Here is a 24,672-nt window from a genome sequence, read left to right on the forward strand (position 1 = left end):
ATGAGCAACAAGACCCATCTGCGCCAGACCATGCTGGACCTTGCCGAAGGGCGCCTGCGGTTTGCTGAACAGACCTATGCGCAATACCTGGTCGGTGCGGCGGGCCGCGGAGATGAACCCAGTGAAAGCGATGCGGCGTCGCGGGCCGTCAACAATGCCGCTCTGGCGCAGGCGTTCGAATGCCCCATTCACGATCATCAGGAGGCCCTGGAAGTCTTACGTCAGATCGATTTCGGTCCCCGGGATTCGGTGGAGACAGGCGCCGTGGTTCGCATCGACGGGCGTTGGTTCGTGATTGCGGTTGCTAGCGATGCCTTCCAGTGCGACGGCAACACCTACATGGGAATTTCCACCCAGGCGCCCATCTACGCAGCGATCGCAGATGCCCGAGCCGGTGATGTTGTCAGCTTCCGGCAACGCGAACTGCACATAGAGGAAGTCTTGTGATGCACCTCATTCGAGTCTGAACGATGGGCGGCACGCTGCGCGACTTGGTCCGGCGCTTTCATGGCACAGGTCGACTTGGTGCCATCGTTCTGCGCCCGGATCGCCTCAAGGACGCTGTGTCCGTGCAGGAGGCCAGGGCCGAACCGGGTCTCGGGCTGATTGGCGATCACCGCTCCCTGCGGCTTCGTCAGTCGGATGCGCAACGCCATCGCGAGCTGAGTCTGATCCAGGCTGAGCACCTCAGCTTGCTCGGGGTCTGGACGGGGCAAGCCCCAATTGCCCCGGAGCGTTTGCGGCGCAACCTCGTGATCTCGGGGATCAACATCGCCGCGATGCATTCACCTTTCCGGGAAGAGCGCTTTGTCTGGCGAATTGGCGGTTCGGTCCGCATTGAAATCACGGGGCCATGTCCTCCTTGTTCACGCATGGAGGACGAGCTCGGTGAAGGCGGTTACGCCGCGCTGCGTGGTCACGGGGGCGCCACGGCACGGATCGTCGTAGGTGGCGTGCTACGGGTTGGAGATACCGTTAACCTTGACGTTGAATCCACCGTGGGCTGAGAGCCATGATCGAAGCAGAGCGTACGCCTGGGTTCCTCCATCTTCTCCAGATGACCGGCGGTGCGTCGTGGTTGCACATGTGCATCCACCACCGCGAGACGGAAGGTTTTCTCTCGAGCGCGACCGGCCTGGACAAGCTGATCGCCGCAGCGATGGTCTCTGAAGATACCCGGTCGCGGTTGCGCGTCCACGGGCAGGGTGTGATGGTTCTGCTCAAAGCGATGCATCTGAGAGCTGATGGAGTGGGGCATCCAGAGGACATGGTGTCCATGCGAATCTGGATTGATGAGCGTCGGGTTATCACGACCCGCGAGGAGGATGTGGATCCCATCCTCGAACTTGCAGAAGACATCTCTCAGGGGCGCGGCCCTGCAACGCCAGGTGACTTCCTTTGCGATCTCATCGAAGAGCACCTCGCGGAAGTTTCCGAGCAGGTCGAGATGCTGGAGGATGGGGTGGATCTGATCGGCGGCCTTCTGGTTCAGCACCAGACGGAAGCGGCATGCCCGAGCATGGCCAATACCCAGACCGCGATCTCTGGCTTTCTTCGTCATCTTGGCCCCCAGCGAGCCGTTCTTCAAACGTTGACAACTCTCGTCGTCCCGCCGCTGAATATAAATCACCGAGGCCGACTGGAGGAGCACCTGAACCAGCTGTTGCGGTTGCTCGAAACGCTGGAGAATTTGCGTGACCGTATCGATATCCTCAGTGACCAGGCAAACCGCATTCAGGAGCGACAGCTGAATCAAAGCTCTTATGTTTTTGCCGTGGTATCCACAATCTTCTTGCCCTTGAACTTTGTCACTGGCCTGTTTGGCGCCAATCTTCTGGGACTGCCGTTCGCAGATGCCACCAATGGCTTCTGGGTGTTGGTAGGTCTTTGCTTACTAATGAGTGTTGGGTTGGTAGCGGTCTTTCGCTGGTTCAAATGGCTTTAGTAGACGGTTTGTGGACTGTTTGAGATGTATCTTCGGAGCCGTCCATCAAGGACGGGTGCGCTGTTAGGAAAAACGATACGTGCCTGTTGATTCATCAGCACAACTGAGCCAGTGATCACGTCGAATACTGAGCCACTGGGTTGATGGATGTTCTGGCTACTCGGTTGTGGATAAGTCTATCGGGTCTGCTGCTTTTCGATCTCCTTTCTGAGCTTTTGCACGTGGCTTGGACGGTGCCGCGCCAGCGGCACTGGAGTGCTTGAATCGCCAGCTCTCATTGCCTGTCTCCACGATGTGGCAGTGGTGCGTGAGGCGGTCGAGCAAGGCGGTTGTCATCTTGGCGTCGCCGAAGACGCTGCTCCATTCCGAGAAGGTGAGGTTGGTGGTGATCACCACGCTCGTTCGCTCGTAGAGCTTGGAGAGCAGGTGGAACAGCATCGCACCGCCCGACTGCGTGAACGGCAGGTAGCCCAGTTCATCCAGGATCACCAGATCGACGTACATCAGCCGGTGTGCCAACTGCCCGGACTTGTTGGGGTCTCCTCGTTTTCAGTGCAATAAGTGACGGTACGAAAAGCTAGCACTGGCGCGGAGGTGGTGTTGGTAGATCGTTGATTTCATTGACTTTCCTGTTCACTTTCAAATCTGCGATTCGTGGCGTCAAACCGTGGTCGGTTTCATCCATTGGTGCCAGTTATCGATGCATTTGGCCGCGAAGGCAGGATTTGGTCAGCATAGCGGTCAACCGGGAAGCGAAACACACCCCGCAAGTTGATGCTCTCCAGCCTGGTGGGCGCAATCTTCCCGATCAGTTCCGGTGGAATGACCTGGCGGCGGTTCGACCAGCGATCCAGGACCGCCTGCATCTGTGAGGTATTCCACGCCATCACGATGTTGGCCATCAGGCTCAACGCATCGGCCACAGCCTGCATTTCATCGACACGTTTGGCCTGCGCCGGGCTGATCCGGCCGGTATAAATGGCGCGCTTGAGGGCGTTAACAGCCTCGCCCCGATTGAGCACCCGGCGCAACTCGTTCCTGAAAGCGTCCTTGACAAAGTAGTCAGCCAAAAACGCCGTACGCAGCAACCGCCCCAATTGCACGCCAGCCTCATAGATTGGATCGCCCTGGGCGGCAGAACCGAACCGCGCAAGAGCTGCCACCGCACTGGCATGTCCGCTCATGACCGAGGCTGCCAGGTGCACCAGACTATCCCAATGCTTTTCGATCAAAGCGACGTCGACATTGGCTTCGCACACCGCAGCGATTTCTGCGGGCACTTTGGTGCCGCGTGGCACAAAGAGGTGGCGCTGTTTGAGTTCCTTCAACCGCGGGCAAAGATCAAAACCAAGCAAACGGGCATGTGACATGGCAAAGTCGGTGTAGCCATGGGTATCCACAGCAAGCTGGCTGGTCTCCAGCTTTTCTTGGCGGATGACACCTTCAATGGCCACGCCCGCCTGGCGCTCATTGAGCACAAAGGGCTGCGCATGGAAGATGCCCCACCGGTCTTTTACATGGGAGTAGATTCCAATGGAAGGTGTGTTGCGCCGAGGATCAAGCCGGGCTTGCCACACCCGTTTGGTGGTCTCCATGCTCATCATGTCAGAAGATGCCAAATCGGACCGCCCCCAGGTGGCGGCAATCGGGTGTCGCTGCATGAATTCCAGCACAGCCTGGCAGGCCTGGCTCAGACGCCGTTCGTCCCGCGCCCAGCGCATGGCCTGGCGAATGCTGGTGGCAGACAATTGCGGAATCATGCGCGCGCATTCGACCGCAGTCAGACTGGTGCCGTGGGCCATGATGCCGGCATAGACCATCAGCAGCTCGTCGGTAGAGCGCGGCTCACGTCCGAGCATGATCCAGCTAAAGCGCACCTGGGCGTCAACGGCCAGAATCACTTCCGGCAATTGAACCTCACCGATGCGGTGATCCAAAGCCGCGCGCAGCTTGGTCACTTCTGGGTCTTCGTCCTCTGCGGGCAATGGCGACAAATGGAGTTCATCATCCACGCGCAGTACGCCACTGCGGGCTGCAGCGGCCACCGCATCGACACCGGCAGTTACTCTGGCCAGCAAAGGCTTCAAGAAAGTGGCAGCCTTGCTGGGTAACGATAGACGGGCATAGTGTTTCTTGGACTCTGCCTGCCAACGCTCGTCCGTGAAGAACAAGCGCGCACGACCCCGAAAGCTCAGGCTGTGCTCAATCCAGACCGAGCCATTGCGCACCGCGCGGCGCAGGGCAAACAGGGTGGCCACCTCCAACGCCTGAAACGCCCGTTCCCGGTCTGGGCTGGAGATCGAAACCTGCCAGATCATTCCCAGACTTGGTGCCACCACTTCAACTGGCAGCTTTCTGGATCCTTTGAGATATAAAGCTTGCAGCTTGGCAAGGTACTCGATGGCAGGATGCTCGCCGGTGGCCTGCCAGGGCAGCTTTGCAATGGCGACGAGCAACGACCGCACGGGGCGAATTCCATCAATCAATCCCTCGCGGACCAGGGAGGCCCTGCTCGGTGGTTTGCGTTTCTGGGTTTCGGTGATCAAGGCTTCAAGACGGGCACGCAACTCAGCATCTGGCACCGCACCTTGCGCGCTCAAGGCAACAAGTTCGCCGAGCAGCGTTTTGTACATTGCGGCCCAATTGACGGTAGCGGGGACATCGGCGGCAGCCTGACGCCACAGATCGGCGATCCGGCGCTGCACCATAAGGATCAACTGGTCTGTGGTGGTGAACAGGCAATACCGAAGAAAGCATGCGACCTCCACGGTGCGCGCTGGCTCTTTGATCTTGGCTCCGGCTGAGGGCGGCCTGGAGACAAGTCGGCGCGCGTAGCGGCGCAAGATGAGATCGGGGATGTCTGCCAGGTGCTTATGAACGTCCAGCGTGTAAAGCAGGTCGATGCGCTCCAGTACCTCGCTGATTTGGCGGGTTGAGTGTTTCGCCGGTGCAGCCCATAGCCAACTCTGCTGGGTTTGTCCATCTGGGCGCAGCTCTGAAACTGAGGCTCGCCAGCGATCAAGTGTTGCTGGATCAACGCTGGCGGCGATGGCGGTGCCTGTTTCAACTTCAAGCTGGGCAAGTGCCGCCGCAATCAGTGTCCGAATTGCCCGCTCGTGCACGATCACCAGCTTGTTCTTGTACAGCCATTGACGCGCCCGCACGAGTAGCTGATCGCGGTCGGCGCAGCGCGCCACTTCGTCGCGCAGTTCACGTACCAGTGAGCGGCGCTGGTGCTCGCTCATCCACTGGAATCCAAGGACCGTGCAGGCTACTTGTTGGTGATCGAATAGCGTGCGCCCGCGTTCATACATGGCTCTCAGCGAGGCGACTTCTGGTGCTGCAATGCCAAGCTCGTTGCCAAGGTGGCGCCACAAGGCTACTGGAATTACCCGAAAGGCACCGAGCAAACGCCCACTCATGCGCAGGAAACCAATATGGAGCGCCAGACCAAGCTTGTGGGAATCACCTCGGCGTGCATTGATTGCGTCGCGCTCGGCACCATCGAAGGTGAAAAATGCCTTCATCTCGAAGTCGCTGATATCGCGGGGGAGCCCACGCATCCCCAAAAACGTTGTGTGCCAACCCTGCATCGTGAACCTCAAAAGTGGGAGGCCACCATACCCGTTTACAAAGCGAACAGGAAAGTCAATGAAATCAACGGTCTACCCAGACCACCCCCGCGCCAGTGCTAGCTTTGCGTACCGTCACTTATTGCACTGAAAACGAGGAGACCCCAACCAGCTTTGGGTTGCAGACTTTACCTATGTGTAGCGGCTTGCAATCGTGGCGGTCCCGGCTTGCAATCCAGGCCCGTTTCCGGCTCAGATTATCTGCAACTGACCAGGCCGCCGGGCTCACATTCCCTGCAACCCGGCCTGCAATCCATCCGGCGGGCTCACAATCCAGCGCCGCCGGCTCACGCTTTCTGCAATTGATCCCGACCGTTACTCAGGGGTCTGCCCCAACCGTTTGATGGCTGTGGCACTGAGCAAGGATCGCATCTGCGTGATGGCGATGCCGTTGAGCTGCGCCAGCCGCTCGGAGGCCGGTAGCCCCTGATGGATCAGAACCGCGTTGATACTCTCAAGGTTCGAGAGCACGACCAGTTGCTCCAGGGTGGCGGCATCGCGCATGTTGCCAGGCTGACCAGGATTAGCCTGCCGCCACTGCGCGGCGGTCATGCCGAACAACGCGACGTTGAGCAAGTCGGCTTCACTGGCGTAGACAGTGACGGTCTGGGCCTTGGTCAGTTGCGGCGGTATCAGCCGCTCCTTGATGGCGTCGGTGTGGATGCGGTAGTTGACCTTGGCCAGCGTGCGCTGGAAGTTCCATTCCAGTGACGTGGCGCGGGCCTCGTCGTCCTTGAGGCGCTGAAACTCCTTGATCAGGTACAGCTTGAACTCGGGGCTGAGCCAGGAGCCGAATTCGAATGCGATGTCGCGGTGCGCGTAGGTGCCGCCGTAGCGCCCGGCCTTGGCGTACAGCCCGATGGCGCCGGTCGCGTTGATCCACTTCTTGGCCGACAGGTAGAAGCTGTTGCGTCCGGCCTCATTCCTAATTCCCTCGAATTCGAGGGAATTGAAGCCGCGGTTGTTGATCTGCTCCCACACCCCCAGAAACAGCACCGTGTCCTTGTTCTTCAGCCACTGCTCGATGAGCGCACTGCCGCCGTCGAAGTTCTTCACCATGTCGGTGAGCGAGATGTAATCCTGCTCATGGCGCGAGGTGATGGCGACATCGGTGCCTTGCACGGTGATGCTGCGATTCTTCATGTCGATCCGATGGTGTCGGGAAACAGTTGTTTGGCGTTAGGTGGGTTATGGCCACCGATCCGACACACGCACCCCCCGAAATTCTGTGCGGAAAACCATACCGCAATGGTATAGGATACGAGAACCTTGATCCACCGGTTTTCCGCACATGCTCGTCGGCTACATGCGCATCTCCACCGACAATGATCGCCAGTCCACCGACCTGCAGCGTGATGCGTTGCTGGCAGCCGGCGTCGATGCGCGCCATCTGTTCGAGGACCACGCTTCTGGCACCAGGGATGACCGGCCCGGCCTGACAAAGGCGCTGGAATTCTTGCAGCCGGGCGACGTGCTGGTGGTCTGGAAGCTGGACCGGCTCGGTCGCTCGCTGTCGCACCTGCTCACCATCGTGAACGCCCTCAAGGAGAAGCGGGTAGCGTTCCGCTCGCTGACCGAGAACCTGGACACCACGACGCCCTCGGGCGAGTTTCTGTTCCAAGTGTTCGGTGCCCTCGCGCAGTATGAGCGCGCGCTCACGCGCGAGCGCGTCATGGCCGGGCTCGCTGCCGCCAAGCGGCGCGGCCGTCGCGGCGGTCGGCCGCCGGCGATCACCGGCGAGAAGCTCGATGCCATTCTCTCCGCGCTCGATGGCCGCATGTCCAAGGCGGCCGTGTGCCGCAACTTCGGCGTCAAGCGCACCACCTTGATCGAGACGCTAGCCCGGATCGGCTGGCCAGAGGGCCTCGCCAAGCAGCCACGTCGCGACACGACAGACAGTGGCAACCCGAAAGATTCGCGGCGGTTGTAGGACACCAACGATGGGGCGGAAGCAGATTCCCTACGACTCGCTCCTGCAGCTCCGCCAGCGGCTCGACCGCCTGCCGCACAAAAGTCCGGAGCGGGCTGCCCAGGTCGCTGCGATGGCCACGCTGTACGGTGTCTCCACCGATTCCGTCTACCGCGCGTTGCGCGAGTTCAATCGACCGAAGGCGGCGCATCGCGCCGATCAAGGCAGGCCGCGCGTGCTGCAGCAGGCCGAGTTGGAGCGCTACTGCGAGTTGGTGGCTGCACTCAAGCTGCGCACCACCAACAAGAACGGCCGCCACCTGTCCACGAAGCGCGCAATCGAGCTGCTGGAGGACTATGGCGTGGAAACGGCGCGGGGGTTGGTCAAGGCGCCGAAGGGGGTGCTGACCAAAGCCACGGTCAACCGCTATCTATCGCTCTGGCACGTGGACCAGACGCGCCTGCTGCGCGAGCCGCCGGCCGTGCGCTTCCAAGCGGAGCACAGCAACGACTGCTGGCAGTTCGACATTTCACCGTCCGACCTCAAGCATATCGACAAGCCCGACTGGATCGACCCGGCCAAGGGCGAGCCCACGCTGTCGCTGTTCAGCGTGGTGGATGATCGCAGCGGCGTCGCCTACCAGGAATACCGCTGCATTTACGGCGAGGACGCCGAATCGGCGCTGCGCTTCCTGTTCGATGCGATGGCGCCGAAAGCCGACCCGGCCTTCCCGTTCCAAGGCCGGCCCAAGATGATCTACCTGGACAATGGCCCGGTCGCCAAGAGCCGGGTGTTCCAGAACGTGATGCTCGCGCTGGGCATCGAGTGGCAAACCCACATTCCGGCCGGCAAGGACGGCACACGCACCACCGCGCGCGCCAAGGGCAAGGTGGAACGACCGTTTCGCACGGTCAAGGAGCTGCACGAGACGCTGTACCACTTCCACAGGCCGGAGACTGAGAAGCAGGCCAACGAATGGCTGCACCGCTTCCTGATCCACAAATACAACCAAGGTGACCACCGCAGCGAGCCCCATTCGCGCATCGAGGACTGGATCGCCAACCTGCCGGCCGACGGCGTGCGTGAGATGTGCTCCTGGCAGCAGTTCTGCCGCTTTGCGCGCGAGCCCGAGCGTCGCAAGGTCGGCATCGACGCGCGTTTCGGCATCGACGGCACGCAGTACGAAGTCGAGCCTTACATGGCCGGCGAGCACGTCATCTTGCTGTGGGGCCTGTTCGATGACGAGATGTTCGTCGAGTACGATGGCCAGCGCACTGGTCCCTACCACCCGGTGAATGGGCCGATTCCGCTGCATCGCTATCGTGCGTTCAAACGCAGCAAGGTGGATGAGCGCGCCGACCGCATCCGCGCCTTGGCCGACCAGCTCGGCCTACCGATCGCGGCGCTCGCCGGCGACAACCTGCAGTTCTCGGCCCCGCCGGTACTGGCGACCATCCCGCGCCAGCCGTTCGACGCCGAGGCCCTGGAGTTCAAATTCCCAACGGCGATCGCCGCGAAACTGGCCATCGCCGCAGACTTGGCGATGCCGCTGGCCAAGCTGCCGTCGGAAGACCGTGCCTTCATCGACCAGGTGCTCGCCGAGACGTTGATCCGGCGTGTGCTCCTGGAACGGATTCGTGGATATTTCAGACACAGGAAGGGGAAGGAACATGCGGGTTGAGGTGATGGACTATTACGGCTTGGTCAAGCCGCTGAACCAGGCGGGCTACTACGAAACCACCCATCATAAGGAACTGATGAAGGACGTGAGAGGGGCGATCATCGAAGGTCGCCTGATCGCCGTCTGTGGCGTGATCGGCAGTGGCAAGACGCTGATGCTGCGTCGGCTTGAGCAGCAACTCTCGGAGGAGAAGAAGGTCCTCGTCTCCAAGTCGGTCGCGGTCGAGAAGCACAGCATCCGCCTGGCCACGCTGATCGAGGCCCTGTTCTACGATCTGGTGCCCGACAAGCAGGTACAAATTCCCAAGAAGATCGAGCGGCGAGACCGCCAGCTGCGCGAGCTAATCCAGAAGAGCAAGCGCCCGATCGCGTTGTTCGTGGACGAGGCGCACGACCTGCACGGTAACACGCTGATCGGCCTCAAGCGCCTGTTGGAGCTGGCCGAGGACGGCGGCGGACGCCTGTCGGTCGTGCTCGCCGGCCATCCCAAGCTGCACAACGACCTGCGCCGGGAAACCATGGAGGAAATCGGCTACCGTACCGACGTGTTCTCGCTCGACGGCATTGCCGGCAGCCAGCGGGAGTACATCGAGTGGCTGCTGACCAATTGCACCGGTGGCAAGGCCCATCCCGCCGAAGTCCTGACGCCGGAATCCATCGACCTGCTGGCCGAGAGCCTGCGCACACCGCTGCAGATCCAGTTGCACCTGATGCTGGCCCTGGATGCCGGCTACCAGTCCGGTGCCAAACCGGTGACGGCCGACGTGGTGGAGTCGGTGCTGTCGCGCCACATCGACGATCTGGAGCCCACCCTGACCCGTCACGGTTACAGGCCGAAAGACCTGGTGGAGCAGTTCGGCGCGAAGCCGGCCGAGATCAAGGCACTGTTCAACAACACGCTCGACCCGGAGCGCACCACCGAACTGCGCGAGAAGATGCTGCGCGCGGGGCTTCCCATCTGAAGCCGATACAGTGACACATGGAACGATGACGATGAACGACTATTGAGGGTAGACCGATCAGTGGCCTGACCGGACGGCCAGCATCGGCTCGCCTTACTTCTTCGTCAAGTCCGCTTCGGCGCTGTGCGCCAGACGGCAGTCGACCCACAAGGGACAGATGACGTAGCCATCGCCATTGGCGACTAAGCAATTGCAAACCTGCTGTTCGAGATTCTGGGATAGCTGTCAATCTGGGACAGGCATGCAATCAAACGCACTCCGGTGTTGCTGCTGTCCATTCACGACAGATGCGAATAGTTTGCTCGGTGACGAGCGGCTCGTGAGTCAGTCCGCAGCGTGCGCCACTTTCCTCGGTCAGAAAGTGAGCGCACTGGTGACATAGGCCGAAGGCACGCTGTCCATTCACGCGCTGCATGGCTGAAAGCAGTTTGCGCAGCGTGCTTTCAAGTGCATCAGCCTCACGCGTTCGTTCGCAGAGTAACTGCTCCACACGCTCGACCCAACTCTCGCTTGATACAGACTCGCCGGCGGGGGTCAGTTTCAGGTGCACGCGCTTGCCGTGACGGGCGTCCGGTTCCTTGGTCAGCAATCCCTTGCGTTCAAGCACAGCGAGCGTCTGCGACACCGTCCCGCGGGTGATGCCGAAATACTCCGCAATGGCGATGGGCAGGTCGCTATACCGATTGGCCAGTTTGAGGTAGTGCAACACCTGAATGTGGATGGGCAGCAGCCCGTGCCGTGCCGCATCGTCGCGGACGGACTGCTGAACTAGTGCCCCTAGGCGCTCGAGTAGGAGAGAGGTTTGGTTCATGATTTCAATGTATCGCCTCGATGCATCTGTTGACAAGCATGATGTAGTGACTCTAATCTTGATATGCATCGAGTCGATGCATATATTCGTTAGTCCTGAGGAGTCAATCATGAGCGAAGCCTTGTTTTTCCATGCTGGTTGCCCAGTGTGCACATCTGCCGAGCAGCACTTCATCCAGGCACTCGATCCGAAGCGGTACGCGGTAGAGGTTGTCCATCTGGGCGAGCAAAAGGATCGTATCGCTCAGGCTGAGCGCTACGGCGTGACGTCGGTACCCGCGCTGGTCATCGACGGGCAGCCGTTCCACATCAACTTTGGCGCTGCGCTGGCCGATCTGAAATAGGAGGGGTCCAAGATGAAACGCATCCTGACTTTGCTATCTTCGATGGCGCTCGTTTTTCCGGCTGTCGCGGCCGATCCGCTGGTGCCATACCCGGAGGAGTATCGCGGCTGGCATCACGTCAAGACCATGGTCATCGATAAAGGCCATCCGCTCTATGAGGCCTTTGGTGGCATCCATCACCTCTACGCGAACCCAAAAGCAGTGGCGGGCTATCAGTCCGGGAAGTTCCCTGATGGCGCAATCATCGTGTTCGATCTTCTGGAAGCTATCTCAGCCGACAATGCCGTCACTGAGGGGACGCGAAAGATCGTCGGTGTGATGCACAAGGACGCGAGGGAGTATGCGGCGACAGGCGGTTGGGGGTTCGAGGGCTTTGGCGGTGGCGACAAAGCAAATCGGGTCGTGGGGGGCAACGCGGCCAGCGCCTGCTTTGCTTGCCACGAGCCGCAGAAGGACCACGACTACGTGTTCAGTCGCCTACGAGATTGAGGTGCCGTGTTGATGAAAGCTCCGATGGCACCCGAGTGTCTGGTAGAGGTCTGGTTGGACACTCGGGTGCCATTGGAGCTGCCGCAGCGTCGGGCAGTCGCGGCCGCACGAACTCGGGCGTATTGATTGGGCACGATCACGATTCTTGATGGTCTATTGGTCACGAAAGATAAGTTCCGTTCCATGCGTGATCCGGAAGTTCGACCACCTTGGGGCTCTGCCCCAAACCCCGCACTCGCCGCGGGGCAGCCGTCCGGGCCGTCGCGACCGCTGACCAGAAATAGAAATGGCGGCTGATGACACGAGTGTTGGGTCTACGCCCTGTTCAGAAAGAGCAAGTCTGGTCAGTTGCAGATAATCTGAGCCGGAAACGGGCCTGGATCGCGGGCCGGGACCGCTACGATGGCAAGCCGCTACATGTACCGGCACACGATCCACGGCCCGCGTCAAGGGCTCACTGCGACATTTGCCTCCATAGGCGTGGCTCAATCGACGCAGCGGCCATGAACCCGCCCATGAAGGCGCCCTGGATTCCTGGGCTGACTGCATCCTGGCCGGCCAACAACAACCCGGGCACCGGTGTGACGACTCGCAGCGCCCTGTGGCTCATATGTTCGGCGGACATCTCGAGCCCGTACATGGCGCCGTGATCCGCCAGAACGAACGACGCCTGCGACAGTGGTGTCGAGAGTTCATGGAAATCGATCAACGGGGCGAGTCTCGGAAAATGGCGTTTGAACTGCGCCAGTAAATTCTCGCTGATCCAAGCCTTGGTTGCCTCATAGTCCTCGGGGCGGCGTCCCGCCTTACTGGCTGACCAGGCGGCGAAGGGCTCCCAGCGGCAGATCGCCACAACTTCGGCCGTGTGGTGTGCGGGGTCCTGGTGTGCCGAATCCTTAAGGGAAGGAAACGATACGAAGAGGGAGGGGGCGTCTTCGTCGGTCGGGCGCTCCCACATCCGACCGATGTCGTCGCTTTCGTACACCCAAACGTTCGCGGTCGTTGCGCCGTGCGCGCGAATGTCGCCGCGGAAGCCCAAATACAGCGTCACGTAGGACACACCGGACCTGAGCGCCTGGATGTCCCGGCGCCATTCAGGCGACACTTCTCCGGGGAGCGCGGCGATCGTATTGCACGCGCCCATTGCCGAGATGACGACAGGTGCAGCGATCGCCTCGCCGTCTTCGAGGCGCACGCCACATACGCGCCCGCCAACAACGCGGATCTCAGAAACGGTGGCTCGTGTGCGTAATTCGCCACCGGCAGCACAGATCGTTTCCCCAAGCGCCATGGCGAACTGCGCCGGACCGCCAATCGGGTAATAGGCACCGCTGAAATAACTCCCTGTGACCAAGGCGTGGATCCCGAAAGGTGACCGCGCGGGGGGAACGCCGTAATCGCCCCAGCGCGCGGCAAGGACAGCGGCAAGGAGGACATCGCGGACATCACGCACTGCCTCCTCGGTAGTCGTGCCGAGCGCGCGGCGAATGCGTTTCGCGTTGAACCAGCGCACGAGCGCTGCAATCGGCGCGGGGGCAGCCTTCGCTGCAAACAGGGCCAAGATCGCCTTCTGTGTGTCGTCGCAGGCGGTGAAGTACCGGTCGATCACGCCGGTCTCTTCTGGAAAGGCAGTCTTAAGCCGTTCGACGTAGGCAGCGCGCGGCGACTCGATGGGGAACTCGAACCCTGGCAGCCGCACGATATCGTACGGCGAACCGAGAGAGGCAAAACGCAATCGCCCCTCGGTCAGCCATCGAAGCATCCGCCCGAACTGGTTCTCGGCCCCCGGCGCTTCGCCGACACCCCCGATGTAATGCAAGCCCGTCGCAAACACGTATTCGCGTCGGCGAAAAGTCTGGGTGAGGCCACCAAGTTGAAAATGCTGCTCAAGGACTAGAACGCGGCGTCCGCATTTTGCAAGCGCCGCGGCTGCGGTAAGCCCGCCTATCCCTGAGCCGATGACGATCGTATCGAATCCGCGCGCACCTGAACTCATCTCACTCCACGGCCGGCGATTCAAGCCTCCCAAGAACCGAGCTTAGACCGGAAATGGGACGAGAGCCATGATCTAAACGGGTACATAGGCATTCAGATGAGCGTCAAGCACATACGCCAGTCCATCGACGACAAGGCACCCGCCAGGCGCGTGCGCGTCCGCCAGGCGCGGCCATGCACGCGCGCGGGCGTCCGGGTGCCGACCATCGAACGCGCCGACGCGCACCGCAACGATCAGGTCGAACGGCGCCTCTCCGGGTGCCAAGACGAAGTCCTCGGCGGCGACCTGGCGGAAGGACACATGGCCTGCGGCAATCGCCTCGGCGGACGCCGCCATCGCCTGCGCAACGGCGCGGGCCGAGCGGTCGATGCCGAGCACCTGTCCGGGCGCCACGCGCATAGCGATCGCGCGCGCAAGCGCGCCTGGGCCGCAGCCGATTTCGAGTACGCGCAAACCGGGCTGCAGAGGCAGCGCGTCGAGTATCTTCTGCAGGCGAGGAGAAAGCGCGGGCATGGCGTGAGTGATGGTCACCGCTGCTCAAGGAATGCGATTACGTATCGCCGCGGTCAAACCCGTGCAGTCTTCCAGCGCCCACGGCTGAACAGCCACAGCGTGAACAGGCCGACCGCAGTCTCGGAGATGAACACGCCCCAGAACACGCCGGAGTGCGCCCAGCCCAGGGGCAGCGCAAGCGCCCAGGCGAGCGGGATCTGGATCAGCCAGAAGAACACCAGGTTGATCCAGGTTGGCGTCATCGTGTCGCCGGCGCCGTTGAAGGCCTGCACCGACACCATCCACCAGCCGTAGACGAAGTAGGAATACGACAGGATGGCGAGCCACTCGCCGCCGATGGCGATAACTTGCGCGTCGTCGGTGAACAGGGCGATGAGCTCGTCATGCAGGAAGAAGAACGCCACCGACACCGCCAGGGTGAAGGCCATGTTCATCCAGCCGATGCGCCACACGGCGGCCTCGGCCCGCTCGGGCTGGCTCGCGCCGAGGTTCTGCCCGACCAGCGTGGCGGCGGCGTTGGACATCCCCCAGGCGGGCATCAGCGTGAACATCATGATGCGTATCGTGATCGTCGCCCCGGCCACGGCTTCGGTCGACACGCTGGCGAGGATCCGCATCAGGAAGATCCAGGCGGTCATCGACACGATCATCTGGCCGATGCCGCCGAGCGAGGTACGCACAATCTGCAGCAGCGTCGCACCATGCCAGCGCAGGCTGGCGCGGCGGATCCGCAGGTGTTCGCTGCCGCGAACCAGGATCCAGACCTGCATCAGCACGCCCGCGCCGCGCCCGATGTTGGTCGCGATCGCCGCGCCCTCGATGCCGAGCGCCGGGATCGGCCCGAGGCCGAAGATCAGGATGGGATCGAGCACGATATTGAGCGCATTGGCGACCCATAGCACGCGCATCGCCGCCGCTGCGTCACCCGCGCCACGGAAGATGGCGTTGATGACGAAAAGCAGCAGGATCACCGCGTTGCCACCAAGCATCCACTGGGTGTAGCGGTAGCCGTGCTCGATGGCCCAGGCGTCTGCACCCATCAATCGCAGCAGGTCCTGCGCCCAGACGATGCCCGCCACGGTGAAGGGCAGCGAGACCAGCAGCGCCAGCACGATGGCCTGCACGGCCGACAGCGAGGCCTCCTCGCCGCGCTGCTCGCCGATGCGCCGGGCGACGATCGCGGTGACCGCCATTGCCAGGCCCATCGCGATCGAATACAGCAGGAACAGATAGGTTTCGGTCAGGCCGACAGTGGCCACCGCCGACGATCCGAGCTTGGCGACGAAGAAGATGTCGACCACCGCGAAGGTCGACTCGAGCACCAGCTCCAGCATCATCGGCACGGCGAGCAGAAACACCGCGCGCTTCAGTGGAATGCGCGTGTAGTCGGCGTTCGTGCCGCGCAGCGCGGCGCGCAGGTCGGCCCACAGGCCGGTGGAGGCATTGCCCGACGTCGCATGCGCATCCGCCACGGACGCCGTGTCGCGGACTGTCATGTCCCGACCCGCTGGACCACATCGACCCCGATCCACATCGCGCCCGCCTTCTGCGCAAGTACGCGATAGGCGTTCAGTTGGGCGCGGGGCATCGGTAAAACGAATCCATCAAAGTAGTCCATGAGGAACTGGTTAGTTGGGAATCTCGGGCTCCACCAGGCTGGCGAGCTGGAACAGAGATTCCTGCCAGCCGAGGTAGCACGCCTCGACAGGAATGGCCTCTGGAATGCCGGCCTGCTCGATGTGGACGTCGGTGCCACACGACACCTCGCGCAGCTTCACCGTCACGCGCATCTCGCCTGGCAGGTTGGGATCGTCGAAGCGGTCGGTGTACTCGACCACTTCGCCGGGTGTCAGCTTCACGTACTCGCCGCCGAAAGAATGGCGGTGGCCGGTCGAGAAGTTCTCGAACGACATCTTGAAAGTGCCCCCGACCTTGCCATCGAAATGGTGGACGTGGCAGATGAAGCCATGGGGCGGCAACCACTTGGCCAAGGCCGCGCCATGGGTGAAGGCTCGGTAGACCTTGTCGGGCGTGGTGCGCAGGACACGGTGCAGGTGGACGGTGCCGGTGGGCATGCTGGGCTCTCCAGTGGTGGGGGTTCTACTTTGGGGGGCGGCGTCTGGTCGACGGATTCAGGCCATCGAATGCAGGCCGATGCAGTTGCCCTCGGTGTCCGTCACCAGCGCGCAGTAGCCGTACTCGCCGATCGAGAACTTGGGCTTGAACACCTTGCCTCCGGCTATTTCGACACGCGCTTGTTCAACAGCGCAATCCTCGCAGCCAAAGTACACCAGCGTGCCACCGCCGCCAGAGGTCACCCCGTCCATCTTGGCCAACATGCCGCCGGCGCCCGGGCCTGACATGTCCATCGGAAAGGACAGCATCTGCATGTCCTGGGCTTCGCCCTCGGGCGACTTCAGCTCAGCGAGCTGGCACTGGAACACCGTTTCGTAGAACTTGCGCGCGCGCGACATGTCCTGCACGTAGATCTCAAACCAGACGACGGGATTGGGTTTCATGGGATGCTCCTCGGGGGTTGAGGCATGTGGGTTCCGACTGGAACAGGGTGGGTCAAGGGCAGTGTGCTCAGCGCCCCGCCAAGGCTGCCTCGATGGCGGCGACGTCGATCTTGCACATCGTCATCATGGCTACGAAGGCACGCCTGGCCTCCTCGCCCCCCCGCGGCCATCGCCTCGGTGAGCACGCGCGGGATGATCTGCCAGGAAACGCCCCAGCGGTCCTGGCACCAGCCGCAGGCGTTCTCGGCACCGCCGTTATCGACGATGGCGTTCCAGTAGCGGTCGGTCTCTGCCTGGTCGTCGGTCGCGATCTGGAACGAGAAGGCCGCGGTGTGCGGGTACGCCGGGCCACCGTTGAGGCCGAGGCAAGGGATGCCTGCGACCGTGAACTGCACGGTCAGCACGTCGCCGGCCTTGCCGGACGGGTGATCGGCGGGCGCGCGATGGACGGCGGTGACCCGGCTGTCGGGGAAGGTCGCAGCGTAGAAGCGGGCGGCCTCCTCGGCGTCCTTGTCGAACCAGAGGCAGATCGTGTTCTTGTGCATGGTCTCTCCTCGCGTCTCGGATCCGTAAGTGTGGGACAAGCCGGTCAAGCCTGCGCCGCGGGTTGCAGGATGGCCCACTTGAGGCCGAACGGGTCTTCCAGCAGCCCCCAGTCGTCACCCCAGAACTGGCGCTCGTAAGGAGCGAGAACCTTGCAGCCGGCGGCGACCGCCCGATCCCACCAGGCGTGGCCGTCGGCCACCACGAGTTGCAGGTGGCCGAAACCGCCGCGCTGCGCCGCCTGATTGCTACCGTCTGCGCATCCCGCGTGATCGGTCATCATCAGCGCGCCGCGATTGATCTCGACCTGCGCGTGGATCAGTCCCGGTTGGCCGTCGGGGAAGGGCATGCGGCCCAGTTCCTTCGCACCGAAGGCACGGGCGTAGAAATCACAGGCTTCGGCCGTACGGCCAGCCATGGTCATGTAGGGAATCACGCCGTTCATCACGGCGGGGTCGGTGGGGTGCGGTGCATCGCTCATGGTGCTCTTCTCCAGGTGAGTGAAACGGTTGCGTGTACCTGCTGGTCGATCGGCGGGTGGCCAGATCGACGGCTCACACCCAGCCTTCGATCTTGAGACCGGAGGCCTTCTCGGCCTCTTCGCGCGTCACCGCCTTCACCGTCTGCGCGAAGGTCCAGATGTGCCCTTCGGGATCGAGCGCGCGATAGGTCCGATCGCCGTAGAACTGGGTCTGGGGGGCCTGCAGGATGACGGCGCCGGCCGCCTTCGCTCGCGCGCAGTGCGTGTCGATATCCTCGGTCAAGTGAACGTGAGTGGTCTGCGTGTTCTTGCCGGCGATCGACGCCGGGCTTCTTTGGTCGGCCGTCCACTCGGTGCCGACCATGATGATGCCGTCGCCGAAGCGCATCTCCGAATGCTCGAGATTGCCCTCGGCGTCCATGATCACCATGACGGTCTCGAACCCGAACGCGGCTTCGAGCCATTTCAAGGCCGCCTTCGGATCGCGGTAACAGAGGGCAGACGACAGCGTCGGGCGCGGCGCGCTCATGGTCTGGGACCCTTCCTTGCTGCATGAGAAAGTTTGCACGGGGCGGCACTCACGGCAGGACTCCTTGGATCGGGACAAGAACGATGGACAGCACCAGCGCTGTCATTGCGGGGACGACTGTGGCTCGAGCGGATGCGGTGCCGAGTGATGTTCGTGAACGATAGACCAGCGCCCATGACGTCGTTGCAGCCCCAGCGTCAGGCGGCATACCGGCGCTGTCGAGCCGCCGATACGCAGCAACCCCGAAGCAAAGGCTACGTCGTCGCCAGCAGCGATGCGCAAGTCGTCAATGACGAACGCAGTCGGACCCGGCGGGTTGTAGCGAAAAAAGAGCTCCCACGTCTGGCGGTAAGCGCTCAGGCCGAGAGACTGCATCGGCTCGGGCACATCGAACATCAGCACGTCATCCGTGTGACGATCGAGAATGCCGGCCATGTCGCCGGACTGGATCGCACCCTCCCAGGCGCGAATCAGGTCGCGGACCTGCGCTTCGGGTGGGATCGTCGAGGTGATGCCGGTCATGGTGTTCTCCTCGGGCTGGACGGCGTCAGGGTTCCAGCCACAGCGCCTTGTCGCTCTGCGGGTCGAACGGGGCGGAGAAATGTTCGTGCACGACCCGCCACTTGCCGTGCTGCTTGCGGAAGCAGGCGGTCATCCGCATCCAGCCGGACATCTCCTTGCCGTCCGGTCCGGTGCCGCCGCAACGGTTGAGGCCGTGGACGAAGGCCAGTTCGTCGCCCGCGCTGACCTGCAGCTCGTGGAGTTCGAAGATCATCGGACCGGAGCACATCGTCATGCAGGTTTCCCAGTGCTTGCGATAGGCGTCGGCGCCCTTGAACTGCAGTTGCGCGATGGCATCGAAGGCGACAATGTCCGGCGCGTAGTGGGCAACGATGCGGTCGATGTCCCTGGCGCGAACCGCGTGCGCCCAGTCTTCCAGTTGGCTGCGAAGCTCGGTTTCAGTGCGTGCGAGGGTGGATGGGGTGTCCATGATGGGGCTCCTTGGTGTGGGTGAAACGGTTGTGTGTACGTGCTAGTCGATTGGCAGGCGGCCAGATCGACATCGGTTCGCCGGTTCAGCGGGCGGCGTCCGGCACAACGAAACCCAGCGCCTGCAGCGTCTGCAGATCCTCGGCGACCGGCCGCACCTCGACGCAGCCGAACTTCGCTCCGGGGATGCGGGACGCCACCTGGATCGCCTCGTTCAGATCGCGGGCCTCGATGAGGTAGTAGCCGCCGAGCTGGTCCTTGGTCTCGATCCAGGGCCCGTCGGTGACCGAAACCCGGCCGTTGCGCACCCGGACGGTGGTGGCCGCATCGGGCGGCAGCAGGCGGTTGCAGCCGAGGTAATGCCCGCTTTGCCGGATCGCGTCGGTGAACTCGCGGTACTCCTCGAAGTGCTTGTCCGCATCGGCGCGGGGCATCTGCTCCATCACCTTCTCGGCACAGATCAGGCAGAGGTATTTCATGACCAGTTCTCCTTTTAAGTCGTAGATGAGGGCCGATATCGGCCCCGCGACGCTCAACAGTCTTCAGGGTTCGCGTTCCGCAGCGCGTCGCCGCTGGCGACGATCTCGCGGATCGGCCGGATCGGCCGCACTTCGATGCTGCCGACACGCGCAGGCGGGCTCCCTGCCGCGATATGGATCGCCTCGTCGATGTTCTTTGCCTCAATCATGTAGAACCCGGCAAGCTGCTCCTTGGTCTCGGCGAAGGGGCCATCGGTCACCGACACCTTGCCGCTGCGCACGCGCACGGTGGTGGCGGTATGGACCGATTGCAGCGCTTCCGAGGCGAGACAGTGACCGCTTGACCGGATCGCCGTGTCGTAGACGACGCAATCCTCATCGGGCAATTCGTCGAGGCGTTGTTCATCGAGATAGACGAGGCACAGGTATTTCATTGCTTTGCTCCATCGAGGGTCGTCTTCATTGCGGCTTCCGTACCCCTAGTCGAACGGCGCGCGGCGAGATCGACATGGGGTCGGCGATATCACGCTGGCGACCTCACGCCGGCAGTTCCGCGAGCCGCCGCTCGAGAAAGCGCCGTTCGGGCGCCTGGCGGACCAGCTCGAGCGCGCGCCGGTAGGCCGCCCGCGCCTCCTCGGTTCGGCCCAGGCGCCGGCACAAATCGGCGCGGGCGGCATGCGCGAAGTGGTAGTCGGGGAGTTCGCCGCGCGATAGGATCGCGTCGACCGCGGCCAGCCCGGCCCCGGGCCCGTCGCGCATCGCCACCGCAACGGCACGGTTCAGTTCCACCACTGGCGACGGGTCGAGACGCAGCAACACGTCGTAGAGACCGACGATCTGGGCCCAGTCGGTCGCGGCGGCAGTGGGCGCCTCGGCATGCACCGCGGCGATGGCCGCCTGCAACGCATAGGGGCCGGCGCGGCCCGCAACCAGTGCGTGCTCGACCAGCGCAGTGCCTTCGGCGATCAGCGTCCGGTTCCAACGCGAGCGGTCCTGTTCGTCGAGCAGCACCAGATCGCCTTCTGCGGTCGTGCGTGTTTCGCGGCGCGACTCCTGCAACAACATCAGCGCGAGCAACCCGATCGACTCCGGCTCGGGGAGCAGTTGGGCGAGCAACCGGCCAAGCCGGATCGCCTCGCCCGACAGCTCTGCGCGTGTCAGCGACTCACCAGCCGATGCCGAGTAGCCTTCGTTGAACACCAGATAGATCACCCGCAGGACACTGTCGAGGCGGCCCGGAAGCTCGGCCTGAGACGGCACTTCATTGGGGACGCGCGCGTCGCGGATCTTGCCCTTGGCGCGCACGATGCGTTGCGCGAGCGCGGGCGGGGCGACGAGGAAGGCGCGCGCGATCTCCTCGGTGGTGAGGGCGCACACCTCGCGCAGCGTCAGCGCCACCTGCGCCTCCGGCGACAGCACGGGGTGGCAGCACGTGAAGATCAGCCGCAGGCGATCGTCCTCGACGCTGTCCTCGTCGATCGCCCCTTCGGCCGCGTCTACGCTCGCCGGGTCGAGCCGGTCATCGAGGTCGTCGACGAAATCGAACCGTGCCCGCCGCCGCAGGCCGTCGATCGCCTTGAAGCGGCCGGTGGACACCAGCCAGGCGCGCGGGTTGTCCGGCACGCCCTCGCTCGGCCAGTGCTCGAGCGCGGCGCGAAAGGCATCGTGCAGCGCTTCTTCGGCGACGTCGAAGTCGCCGAGCAGCCGAACCAGCGTCGCGAACATCCGGCGCGAGTCGGTACGGTAGAGCAACTCCAGCCGCTCACGCACGTCCGTGGTCGCTCCAGCAGGTGCGTCCGGAACGAGCTGGTGAGATTGGTCCGATGAAACGTTGCGCTCGCCCATTCGCGTCTCCCGTGAGCGTCTCGGCATTCAGAGACGACCGTGCGCCAGACAGTCGGCGTGTCCGGTGCGCCTGCAAACGGTTGTTCCTTCTCAACCTGTTGGCGGTGGCCCTTGTGTTGTGGAACACCGTCTAACTGGAGCGGGTTTCCACGCCCTGCGCAGCAGCGCCGAGATCGGCGCAGGTAAGTTCATGCCGCAACGGCCGCTGAATGCAGCTTAGCGTACGATTCTTTCCGTTTTCTGAGACGACCCAGGTGGGGATGTGCCGCCAGATCGAACAAAGATGCACCTCCTTGTCTGATTGATGTCCTGGGGAGGCCTCGGCAACAGCGCGGCCTTGCGTCCCTTCGTCGCACTCTCCTCCAGACACAACGGCGCCGAACAACCCGAATGGCAACAGTCTACGTGAAGTCGCCATTCGATCCGCCTGCCTGCGGACAGAACGGCGGGTTGTGATCAGCTCATCGCCCTGAGCTTCGTTGCCGTCACCTGCCGTTCTCGGCTGGGTTGCAGTCGGGGCAGCCATCCGCTCTGGGACGAACGCTGGCAAGAGATTGAAATGGCGGCTGGTGCCACGAATGCTGAATCTATCCAGCGTTGATGCTCAGAAGGGACACGTTTGTTCAATTGCAGAAAGCGTGAGCCGGCGGCGCTGGATTGCGAGCCCGCCGAATGGATTGCAAGCCGGGTTGCAAGGAATGTGAGCCCGGCGGTCTGGTCAGTTGCAGATAATCTGAGCCGGAAACGGGCCTGGATTGCGAGCCGGGGCCGCTACGATTGCAAGCCGCTACACATAGACGTCCTCGCGAAACCCCATCAGGCGTTCGAACCAATCCATCGGCGTCACCTTGTCACGACCCAGCGCCGCGTCGGCGCGGCAGGTTCAGGACATATTGTTCCTGTTCAGCAGTCTCGATCGCCCCGGGTCGCGCCGACCGGACGCGCCCGATCGCTTCGACCGCTGGCATTCCCAGTTCGACCAGGAGACGGGCCGCGACCGTCCCCGCACGCCCGAGTCCGCCCCGGCAGTGCACCAGCACCCGGTGCCCGGCGAGCAACGCATTGCACAGCACCGGGCCGCTCGTCTGCCAGCCCGCCTCGAATTGCGCACCGGGCGGCTGAACGTCCGGGATCGGCAGGTGGTGCCAATCGAGGCCGCGAGAACGGACCTGGGCACCGAGCTCGGGCACACCAAGCAGCGCAAGTTCATGCTCCTCGAGAAGAGTCACCACCGCGCGCGCGCCCCACCCGACGATCACACCCAGGTCGACCGCGAGATCCCGCTCCCAGCGGAAGTCGTACAGGCTGGGGCCGGTCTTGCCCGGGCAAAACGTGATCCCGATGCGGCCGCCTTGCTCGCCGGCAATCACCTCGTCAATGTGAAGCGGATCGCTGCGGCTCGTCCGCACGGGGGCGGCCTTTTCCTTCATGCGCTCACCATACGCTCACCAAATGCCTGTCGGTCAGCACGGACTCGCCGTCTCAGCGGTACGCGACCAGCGGGCCCCGTTGCCGGCCGACCAATCGACGCACGCCGCGTGCGCCCGCGAAAACCGCGATGCGCCCTGGATGGTGCCAGCCGGCGACGGTGTGCCGATAGCCGACCCTGGCCAGCAGGGCGTCGAGCTTGTCCGCCTGCCCGCGGATGTCGCCGATGACGTAGTAGCCCATGGTGTCGACCAGTGAAACGTTGCGTCTTCCACTACACGATGCCTGCGTCGAACGGCTCGCCCGCGCGCGTTTTCGGGAAGGTTGTGGTGAGAAAGCATGCCATGCCAGTGCGGCGCTTGCAGGGCCCGTTGCCTACCACCACCCGCCGATCGGGCCGCCAGGATGACCGGGTCTCTCGAGCGCAGCCCAGACGCGGCTTGCCGCGGCAACGCCCTCTGCACCGCCGCGCCGCAGCGGAATCGATCATCACCTGACATCCCTGAAGCCCCGCGGCCGGAATCGCCCCGGATCACGCACCGCCCGCGCCCCGGGCGCCCATCGCCTCGAGCAGCGCCGCGTTCTGCGCCTGCAGCGCCTCGAGCTGACCGGCGAGCCGGGCGGTGTGCTCCCGGGCGGCCGCAGCGTCTTTCGCCTGCTCGTCGCGCGCCTTCTCCACCGCGACCACCTTGTCCGCGCAGCGCTGCGCTTCCCGGGCCGCGTCCTTTCGGTGCTCCTGGTGTGATTTCTCCGCGGCCTCGGCCGTCGCCTTCACCGTCACCAGTTCGGCGCGCAGACCCTCCGCAGTCACCGTCGCCCGCTTGAGTTCCTGGCGAACCTCGTCGAGTTGGGCGCCGGCCGCCTTCAACGCCTCGGCGTGCTGTTCCGCCTCGGCCTGCGCCGCCCTCTCCGCCGCCGTCAGACGCTCGCGCAACTGAGCGAGTTCGACCTTGTGCCGCTGGGACTCAGCCGACACCTGGTCAAGGCGCTGCTGCAGCGCCTCGCGCTCGGCTCTGCAGGTTTCGAGCCGGTCCTCGAGGTCGTCGACCGTTTGCGCCGCGTCGGCGAGTTCGCGCTCGGCCTGTTCGCGCTGTTCGCCGGCGGCACGAACGATCTCCGCCACCCGGCGCTCGGCCGCCTTCACAGCCTTGTCATTGAGCTCGACTGCCAGCGCGGCGATCCGCTCGGTCAGCGCCCTGGTGACCTGAGCGACGGTCTCGGCGACTTCGACCGGCAGCTCGGCGACGGGCTCCGCCTGTGCGACCTGCTTGCTCGCCAGATGCTCTTCCCACACCTGGCGCAGGCGCGACGGGTTGCCGCCACCGACCCTCTGACGGAGAGCGAAACCGGTGACATTGCGGCCGGCAGCCTGGATGGCCTCGCCGGCGGCGACGATCTCTTCGGCGGTGTATTCGGCTGGACGCATGACGGGGCCTCCTCAACAGGGGCTCGATTATAAAAGAAACAAAGTAATAAACAAACAAACTGCTTAAATAGAGCTCTCGACCGGCGGCGATCCAGCGCCGCGCCGCGGCGAGAATCAGCAGAAAAGAGGGGGGTTTCGCCCGAGAAATCGGA

General features: G+C 63.2%; 27 protein-coding genes and 2 pseudogenes. 8 read left to right on the plus strand and 21 right to left on the minus strand.

The features are described from left to right. From GH664_RS23595 to GH664_RS23605, 3 genes are read left to right on the plus strand one after another with little or no spacing between them, the layout of a single operon-like run. A complete protein-coding gene (locus tag GH664_RS23595; protein WP_008647292.1) occupies positions 1 to 447 on the plus strand; it encodes a hypothetical protein in 447 nt (148 codons plus the stop codon). A 23-nt stretch (positions 448 to 470) separates the two neighbouring features. Further along, positions 471 to 1,007, plus strand: a complete 537-nt coding sequence (locus GH664_RS23600) for an MOSC domain-containing protein (RefSeq protein WP_034054001.1) — start codon at positions 471 to 473, stop codon at positions 1,005 to 1,007. Positions 1,008 to 1,012: 5 nt separating this feature from the next. Further along, positions 1,013 to 1,945, plus strand: coding sequence for a CorA family divalent cation transporter (locus GH664_RS23605; RefSeq protein ID WP_042797683.1), 933 nt, complete (start codon positions 1,013 to 1,015; stop codon positions 1,943 to 1,945). A gap of 156 nt (positions 1,946 to 2,101) precedes the next feature. Here the strand turns inward: GH664_RS23605 and GH664_RS23610 are convergent. From GH664_RS23610 to GH664_RS23620, 3 genes and pseudogenes are all read right to left on the minus strand, one after another. Next, a pseudogene (locus GH664_RS23610) lies at positions 2,102 to 2,476 on the minus strand (ATP-binding protein); the annotation flags it as partial. 146 nt (positions 2,477 to 2,622) lie between these two features. Further along, positions 2,623 to 5,538: a Tn3-like element IS1071 family transposase gene (locus tag GH664_RS23615; RefSeq protein ID WP_003049965.1), complete on the minus strand. Its 2,916-nt coding sequence runs from the start codon at positions 5,536 to 5,538 to the stop codon at positions 2,623 to 2,625. 354 nt (positions 5,539 to 5,892) lie between these two features. Beyond that, positions 5,893 to 6,720: a KilA-N domain-containing protein gene (locus tag GH664_RS23620; RefSeq protein WP_153167908.1), complete on the minus strand. Its 828-nt coding sequence runs from the start codon at positions 6,718 to 6,720 to the stop codon at positions 5,893 to 5,895. A 148-nt stretch (positions 6,721 to 6,868) separates the two neighbouring features. Between GH664_RS23620 and GH664_RS23625 the strand changes: the two genes are divergently transcribed. Genes GH664_RS23625 through GH664_RS23635 form a run of 3 tightly spaced genes read left to right on the plus strand, consistent with a single transcriptional unit; the run spans position 6,869 to position 10,128 of the window. Then, positions 6,869 to 7,507, plus strand: a complete 639-nt coding sequence (locus GH664_RS23625) for a recombinase family protein (RefSeq protein WP_153167909.1) — start codon at positions 6,869 to 6,871, stop codon at positions 7,505 to 7,507. Between the two features lie 25 nt (positions 7,508 to 7,532). Further along, positions 7,533 to 9,167 (plus strand): IS481 family transposase, encoded by a 1,635-nt coding sequence (locus GH664_RS23630; protein WP_228111458.1) that lies wholly within the window; start codon positions 7,533 to 7,535, stop codon positions 9,165 to 9,167. Beyond that, a complete protein-coding gene (locus tag GH664_RS23635) occupies positions 9,157 to 10,128 on the plus strand; it encodes an ExeA family protein (RefSeq protein ID WP_153167911.1) in 972 nt (323 codons plus the stop codon). Before GH664_RS23630 ends, GH664_RS23635 begins: the two co-directional genes overlap by 11 nt. A gap of 247 nt (positions 10,129 to 10,375) precedes the next feature. On the opposite strand, the gene GH664_RS23640 is transcribed toward GH664_RS23635, so the two are convergent. Continuing rightward, positions 10,376 to 10,939 (minus strand): MarR family winged helix-turn-helix transcriptional regulator, encoded by a 564-nt coding sequence (locus GH664_RS23640; protein WP_153167912.1) that lies wholly within the window; start codon positions 10,937 to 10,939, stop codon positions 10,376 to 10,378. 109 nt (positions 10,940 to 11,048) lie between these two features. Between GH664_RS23640 and GH664_RS23645 the strand changes: the two genes are divergently transcribed. Both GH664_RS23645 and GH664_RS23650 read left to right on the plus strand, forming a co-directional pair. Next, complete coding sequence (locus GH664_RS23645) at positions 11,049 to 11,282, plus strand: thioredoxin family protein (RefSeq protein ID WP_153167913.1); 234 nt, start codon at positions 11,049 to 11,051, stop codon at positions 11,280 to 11,282. Positions 11,283 to 11,294: 12 nt separating this feature from the next. Then, positions 11,295 to 11,771, plus strand: a complete 477-nt coding sequence (locus GH664_RS23650; RefSeq protein ID WP_153167914.1) for a cytochrome P460 family protein — start codon at positions 11,295 to 11,297, stop codon at positions 11,769 to 11,771. 454 nt (positions 11,772 to 12,225) lie between these two features. Here GH664_RS23650 and GH664_RS23655 read toward each other — a convergent pair whose 3' ends face one another. From GH664_RS23655 to GH664_RS23735, 17 genes and pseudogenes are all read right to left on the minus strand, one after another. After that, the gene (locus GH664_RS23655; protein WP_153167915.1) at positions 12,226 to 13,767 is read right to left on the minus strand and encodes an NAD(P)/FAD-dependent oxidoreductase; all 1,542 of its coding nucleotides are present in this window, start codon (positions 13,765 to 13,767) and stop codon (positions 12,226 to 12,228) included. Between the two features lie 72 nt (positions 13,768 to 13,839). Then, positions 13,840 to 14,280, minus strand: a complete 441-nt coding sequence (locus tag GH664_RS23660) for a cyclopropane-fatty-acyl-phospholipid synthase family protein (RefSeq protein ID WP_153167916.1) — start codon at positions 14,278 to 14,280, stop codon at positions 13,840 to 13,842. 53 nt (positions 14,281 to 14,333) lie between these two features. After that, positions 14,334 to 15,776: an MATE family efflux transporter gene (locus GH664_RS23665; protein WP_153167917.1), complete on the minus strand. Its 1,443-nt coding sequence runs from the start codon at positions 15,774 to 15,776 to the stop codon at positions 14,334 to 14,336. Then, on the minus strand, positions 15,773 to 15,898 hold the full coding sequence (locus tag GH664_RS23670) for a DUF1428 family protein (RefSeq protein WP_153167918.1): 126 nt from the start codon (positions 15,896 to 15,898) through the stop codon (positions 15,773 to 15,775). The genes GH664_RS23665 and GH664_RS23670 overlap by 4 nt, the downstream gene beginning before the upstream one ends. Positions 15,899 to 15,908: 10 nt before the next feature. Beyond that, a complete protein-coding gene (locus tag GH664_RS23675; RefSeq protein WP_153167919.1) occupies positions 15,909 to 16,355 on the minus strand; it encodes an SRPBCC family protein in 447 nt (148 codons plus the stop codon). 57 nt (positions 16,356 to 16,412) lie between these two features. Next, complete coding sequence (locus tag GH664_RS23680) at positions 16,413 to 16,799, minus strand: VOC family protein (RefSeq protein WP_153167920.1); 387 nt, start codon at positions 16,797 to 16,799, stop codon at positions 16,413 to 16,415. A gap of 67 nt (positions 16,800 to 16,866) precedes the next feature. Beyond that, positions 16,867 to 17,344 (minus strand): annotated as a pseudogene (locus GH664_RS23685) (VOC family protein). A gap of 44 nt (positions 17,345 to 17,388) precedes the next feature. Next, positions 17,389 to 17,823, minus strand: coding sequence for a glyoxalase/bleomycin resistance/extradiol dioxygenase family protein (locus tag GH664_RS23690; RefSeq protein WP_153167921.1), 435 nt, complete (start codon positions 17,821 to 17,823; stop codon positions 17,389 to 17,391). Between the two features lie 73 nt (positions 17,824 to 17,896). Further along, a complete protein-coding gene (locus GH664_RS23695; RefSeq protein ID WP_153167922.1) occupies positions 17,897 to 18,352 on the minus strand; it encodes a VOC family protein in 456 nt (151 codons plus the stop codon). Positions 18,353 to 18,454: 102 nt separating this feature from the next. After that, complete coding sequence (locus tag GH664_RS23700) at positions 18,455 to 18,874, minus strand: nuclear transport factor 2 family protein (protein WP_153167923.1); 420 nt, start codon at positions 18,872 to 18,874, stop codon at positions 18,455 to 18,457. A 25-nt stretch (positions 18,875 to 18,899) separates the two neighbouring features. Continuing rightward, positions 18,900 to 19,343: a nuclear transport factor 2 family protein gene (locus tag GH664_RS23705; protein ID WP_153167924.1), complete on the minus strand. Its 444-nt coding sequence runs from the start codon at positions 19,341 to 19,343 to the stop codon at positions 18,900 to 18,902. 85 nt (positions 19,344 to 19,428) lie between these two features. Beyond that, positions 19,429 to 19,821 (minus strand): YciI family protein, encoded by a 393-nt coding sequence (locus tag GH664_RS23710; RefSeq protein WP_153167925.1) that lies wholly within the window; start codon positions 19,819 to 19,821, stop codon positions 19,429 to 19,431. A 53-nt stretch (positions 19,822 to 19,874) separates the two neighbouring features. Beyond that, positions 19,875 to 20,255 (minus strand): YciI family protein, encoded by a 381-nt coding sequence (locus GH664_RS23715; protein WP_153167926.1) that lies wholly within the window; start codon positions 20,253 to 20,255, stop codon positions 19,875 to 19,877. A 103-nt stretch (positions 20,256 to 20,358) separates the two neighbouring features. Further along, the gene (locus tag GH664_RS23720; RefSeq protein WP_256219466.1) at positions 20,359 to 21,693 is read right to left on the minus strand and encodes an RNA polymerase sigma factor; all 1,335 of its coding nucleotides are present in this window, start codon (positions 21,691 to 21,693) and stop codon (positions 20,359 to 20,361) included. Between the two features lie 824 nt (positions 21,694 to 22,517). Further along, positions 22,518 to 23,096, minus strand: a complete 579-nt coding sequence (locus GH664_RS23725) for a cyclin-dependent kinase inhibitor 3 family protein (protein WP_153167928.1) — start codon at positions 23,094 to 23,096, stop codon at positions 22,518 to 22,520. A gap of 52 nt (positions 23,097 to 23,148) precedes the next feature. Further along, on the minus strand, positions 23,149 to 23,337 hold the full coding sequence (locus GH664_RS23730; protein WP_153167929.1) for a hypothetical protein: 189 nt from the start codon (positions 23,335 to 23,337) through the stop codon (positions 23,149 to 23,151). A 289-nt stretch (positions 23,338 to 23,626) separates the two neighbouring features. Continuing rightward, complete coding sequence (locus GH664_RS23735; protein ID WP_153167930.1) at positions 23,627 to 24,520, minus strand: DNA-binding protein; 894 nt, start codon at positions 24,518 to 24,520, stop codon at positions 23,627 to 23,629. Positions 24,521 to 24,672: the final 152 nt, after the last annotated feature.

This window comes from Thauera sp. 2A1, assembly GCF_009469595.2.
In the GTDB taxonomy this organism is placed as follows: Bacteria; Pseudomonadota; Gammaproteobacteria; order Burkholderiales; family Rhodocyclaceae; genus Thauera.

Bases quoted from the DNA above. Each gene is read 5' to 3' on its own strand.
- GH664_RS23725 (WP_153167928.1), bottom strand. From the start codon at position 23,096: ATGAAGGAAAAGGCCGCCCCCGTGCGGACGAGCCGCAGCGATCCGCTT.
- GH664_RS23660 (WP_153167916.1), bottom strand. From the start codon at position 14,280: ATGCCCGCGCTTTCTCCTCGCCTGCAGAAGATACTCGACGCGCTGCCT.
- GH664_RS23705 (WP_153167924.1), bottom strand. From the start codon at position 19,343: ATGGACACCCCATCCACCCTCGCACGCACTGAAACCGAGCTTCGCAGC.
- GH664_RS23710 (WP_153167925.1), bottom strand. From the start codon at position 19,821: ATGAAATACCTCTGCCTGATCTGTGCCGAGAAGGTGATGGAGCAGATG.
- GH664_RS23615 (WP_003049965.1), bottom strand. From the start codon at position 5,538: ATGCAGGGTTGGCACACAACGTTTTTGGGGATGCGTGGGCTCCCCCGC.
- GH664_RS23600 (WP_034054001.1), top strand. From the start codon at position 471: ATGGGCGGCACGCTGCGCGACTTGGTCCGGCGCTTTCATGGCACAGGT.
- GH664_RS23715 (WP_153167926.1), bottom strand. From the start codon at position 20,255: ATGAAATACCTGTGCCTCGTCTATCTCGATGAACAACGCCTCGACGAA.
- GH664_RS23625 (WP_153167909.1), top strand. From the start codon at position 6,869: ATGCTCGTCGGCTACATGCGCATCTCCACCGACAATGATCGCCAGTCC.
- GH664_RS23700 (WP_153167923.1), bottom strand. From the start codon at position 18,874: ATGACCGGCATCACCTCGACGATCCCACCCGAAGCGCAGGTCCGCGAC.
- GH664_RS23690 (WP_153167921.1), bottom strand. From the start codon at position 17,823: ATGAGCGATGCACCGCACCCCACCGACCCCGCCGTGATGAACGGCGTG.
- GH664_RS23655 (WP_153167915.1), bottom strand. From the start codon at position 13,767: ATGAGTTCAGGTGCGCGCGGATTCGATACGATCGTCATCGGCTCAGGG.
- GH664_RS23645 (WP_153167913.1), top strand. From the start codon at position 11,049: ATGAGCGAAGCCTTGTTTTTCCATGCTGGTTGCCCAGTGTGCACATCT.
- GH664_RS23650 (WP_153167914.1), top strand. From the start codon at position 11,295: ATGAAACGCATCCTGACTTTGCTATCTTCGATGGCGCTCGTTTTTCCG.
- GH664_RS23635 (WP_153167911.1), top strand. From the start codon at position 9,157: ATGCGGGTTGAGGTGATGGACTATTACGGCTTGGTCAAGCCGCTGAAC.
- GH664_RS23695 (WP_153167922.1), bottom strand. From the start codon at position 18,352: ATGAGCGCGCCGCGCCCGACGCTGTCGTCTGCCCTCTGTTACCGCGAT.
- GH664_RS23640 (WP_153167912.1), bottom strand. From the start codon at position 10,939: ATGAACCAAACCTCTCTCCTACTCGAGCGCCTAGGGGCACTAGTTCAG.
- GH664_RS23735 (WP_153167930.1), bottom strand. From the start codon at position 24,520: ATGCGTCCAGCCGAATACACCGCCGAAGAGATCGTCGCCGCCGGCGAG.
- GH664_RS23670 (WP_153167918.1), bottom strand. From the start codon at position 15,898: ATGGACTACTTTGATGGATTCGTTTTACCGATGCCCCGCGCCCAACTG.
- GH664_RS23605 (WP_042797683.1), top strand. From the start codon at position 1,013: ATGATCGAAGCAGAGCGTACGCCTGGGTTCCTCCATCTTCTCCAGATG.
- GH664_RS23720 (WP_256219466.1), bottom strand. From the start codon at position 21,693: ATGCCGAGACGCTCACGGGAGACGCGAATGGGCGAGCGCAACGTTTCA.
- GH664_RS23595 (WP_008647292.1), top strand. From the start codon at position 1: ATGAGCAACAAGACCCATCTGCGCCAGACCATGCTGGACCTTGCCGAA.
- GH664_RS23675 (WP_153167919.1), bottom strand. From the start codon at position 16,355: ATGCCCACCGGCACCGTCCACCTGCACCGTGTCCTGCGCACCACGCCC.
- GH664_RS23680 (WP_153167920.1), bottom strand. From the start codon at position 16,799: ATGAAACCCAATCCCGTCGTCTGGTTTGAGATCTACGTGCAGGACATG.
- GH664_RS23620 (WP_153167908.1), bottom strand. From the start codon at position 6,720: ATGAAGAATCGCAGCATCACCGTGCAAGGCACCGATGTCGCCATCACC.
- GH664_RS23730 (WP_153167929.1), bottom strand. From the start codon at position 23,337: ATGGGCTACTACGTCATCGGCGACATCCGCGGGCAGGCGGACAAGCTC.
- GH664_RS23665 (WP_153167917.1), bottom strand. From the start codon at position 15,776: ATGACAGTCCGCGACACGGCGTCCGTGGCGGATGCGCATGCGACGTCG.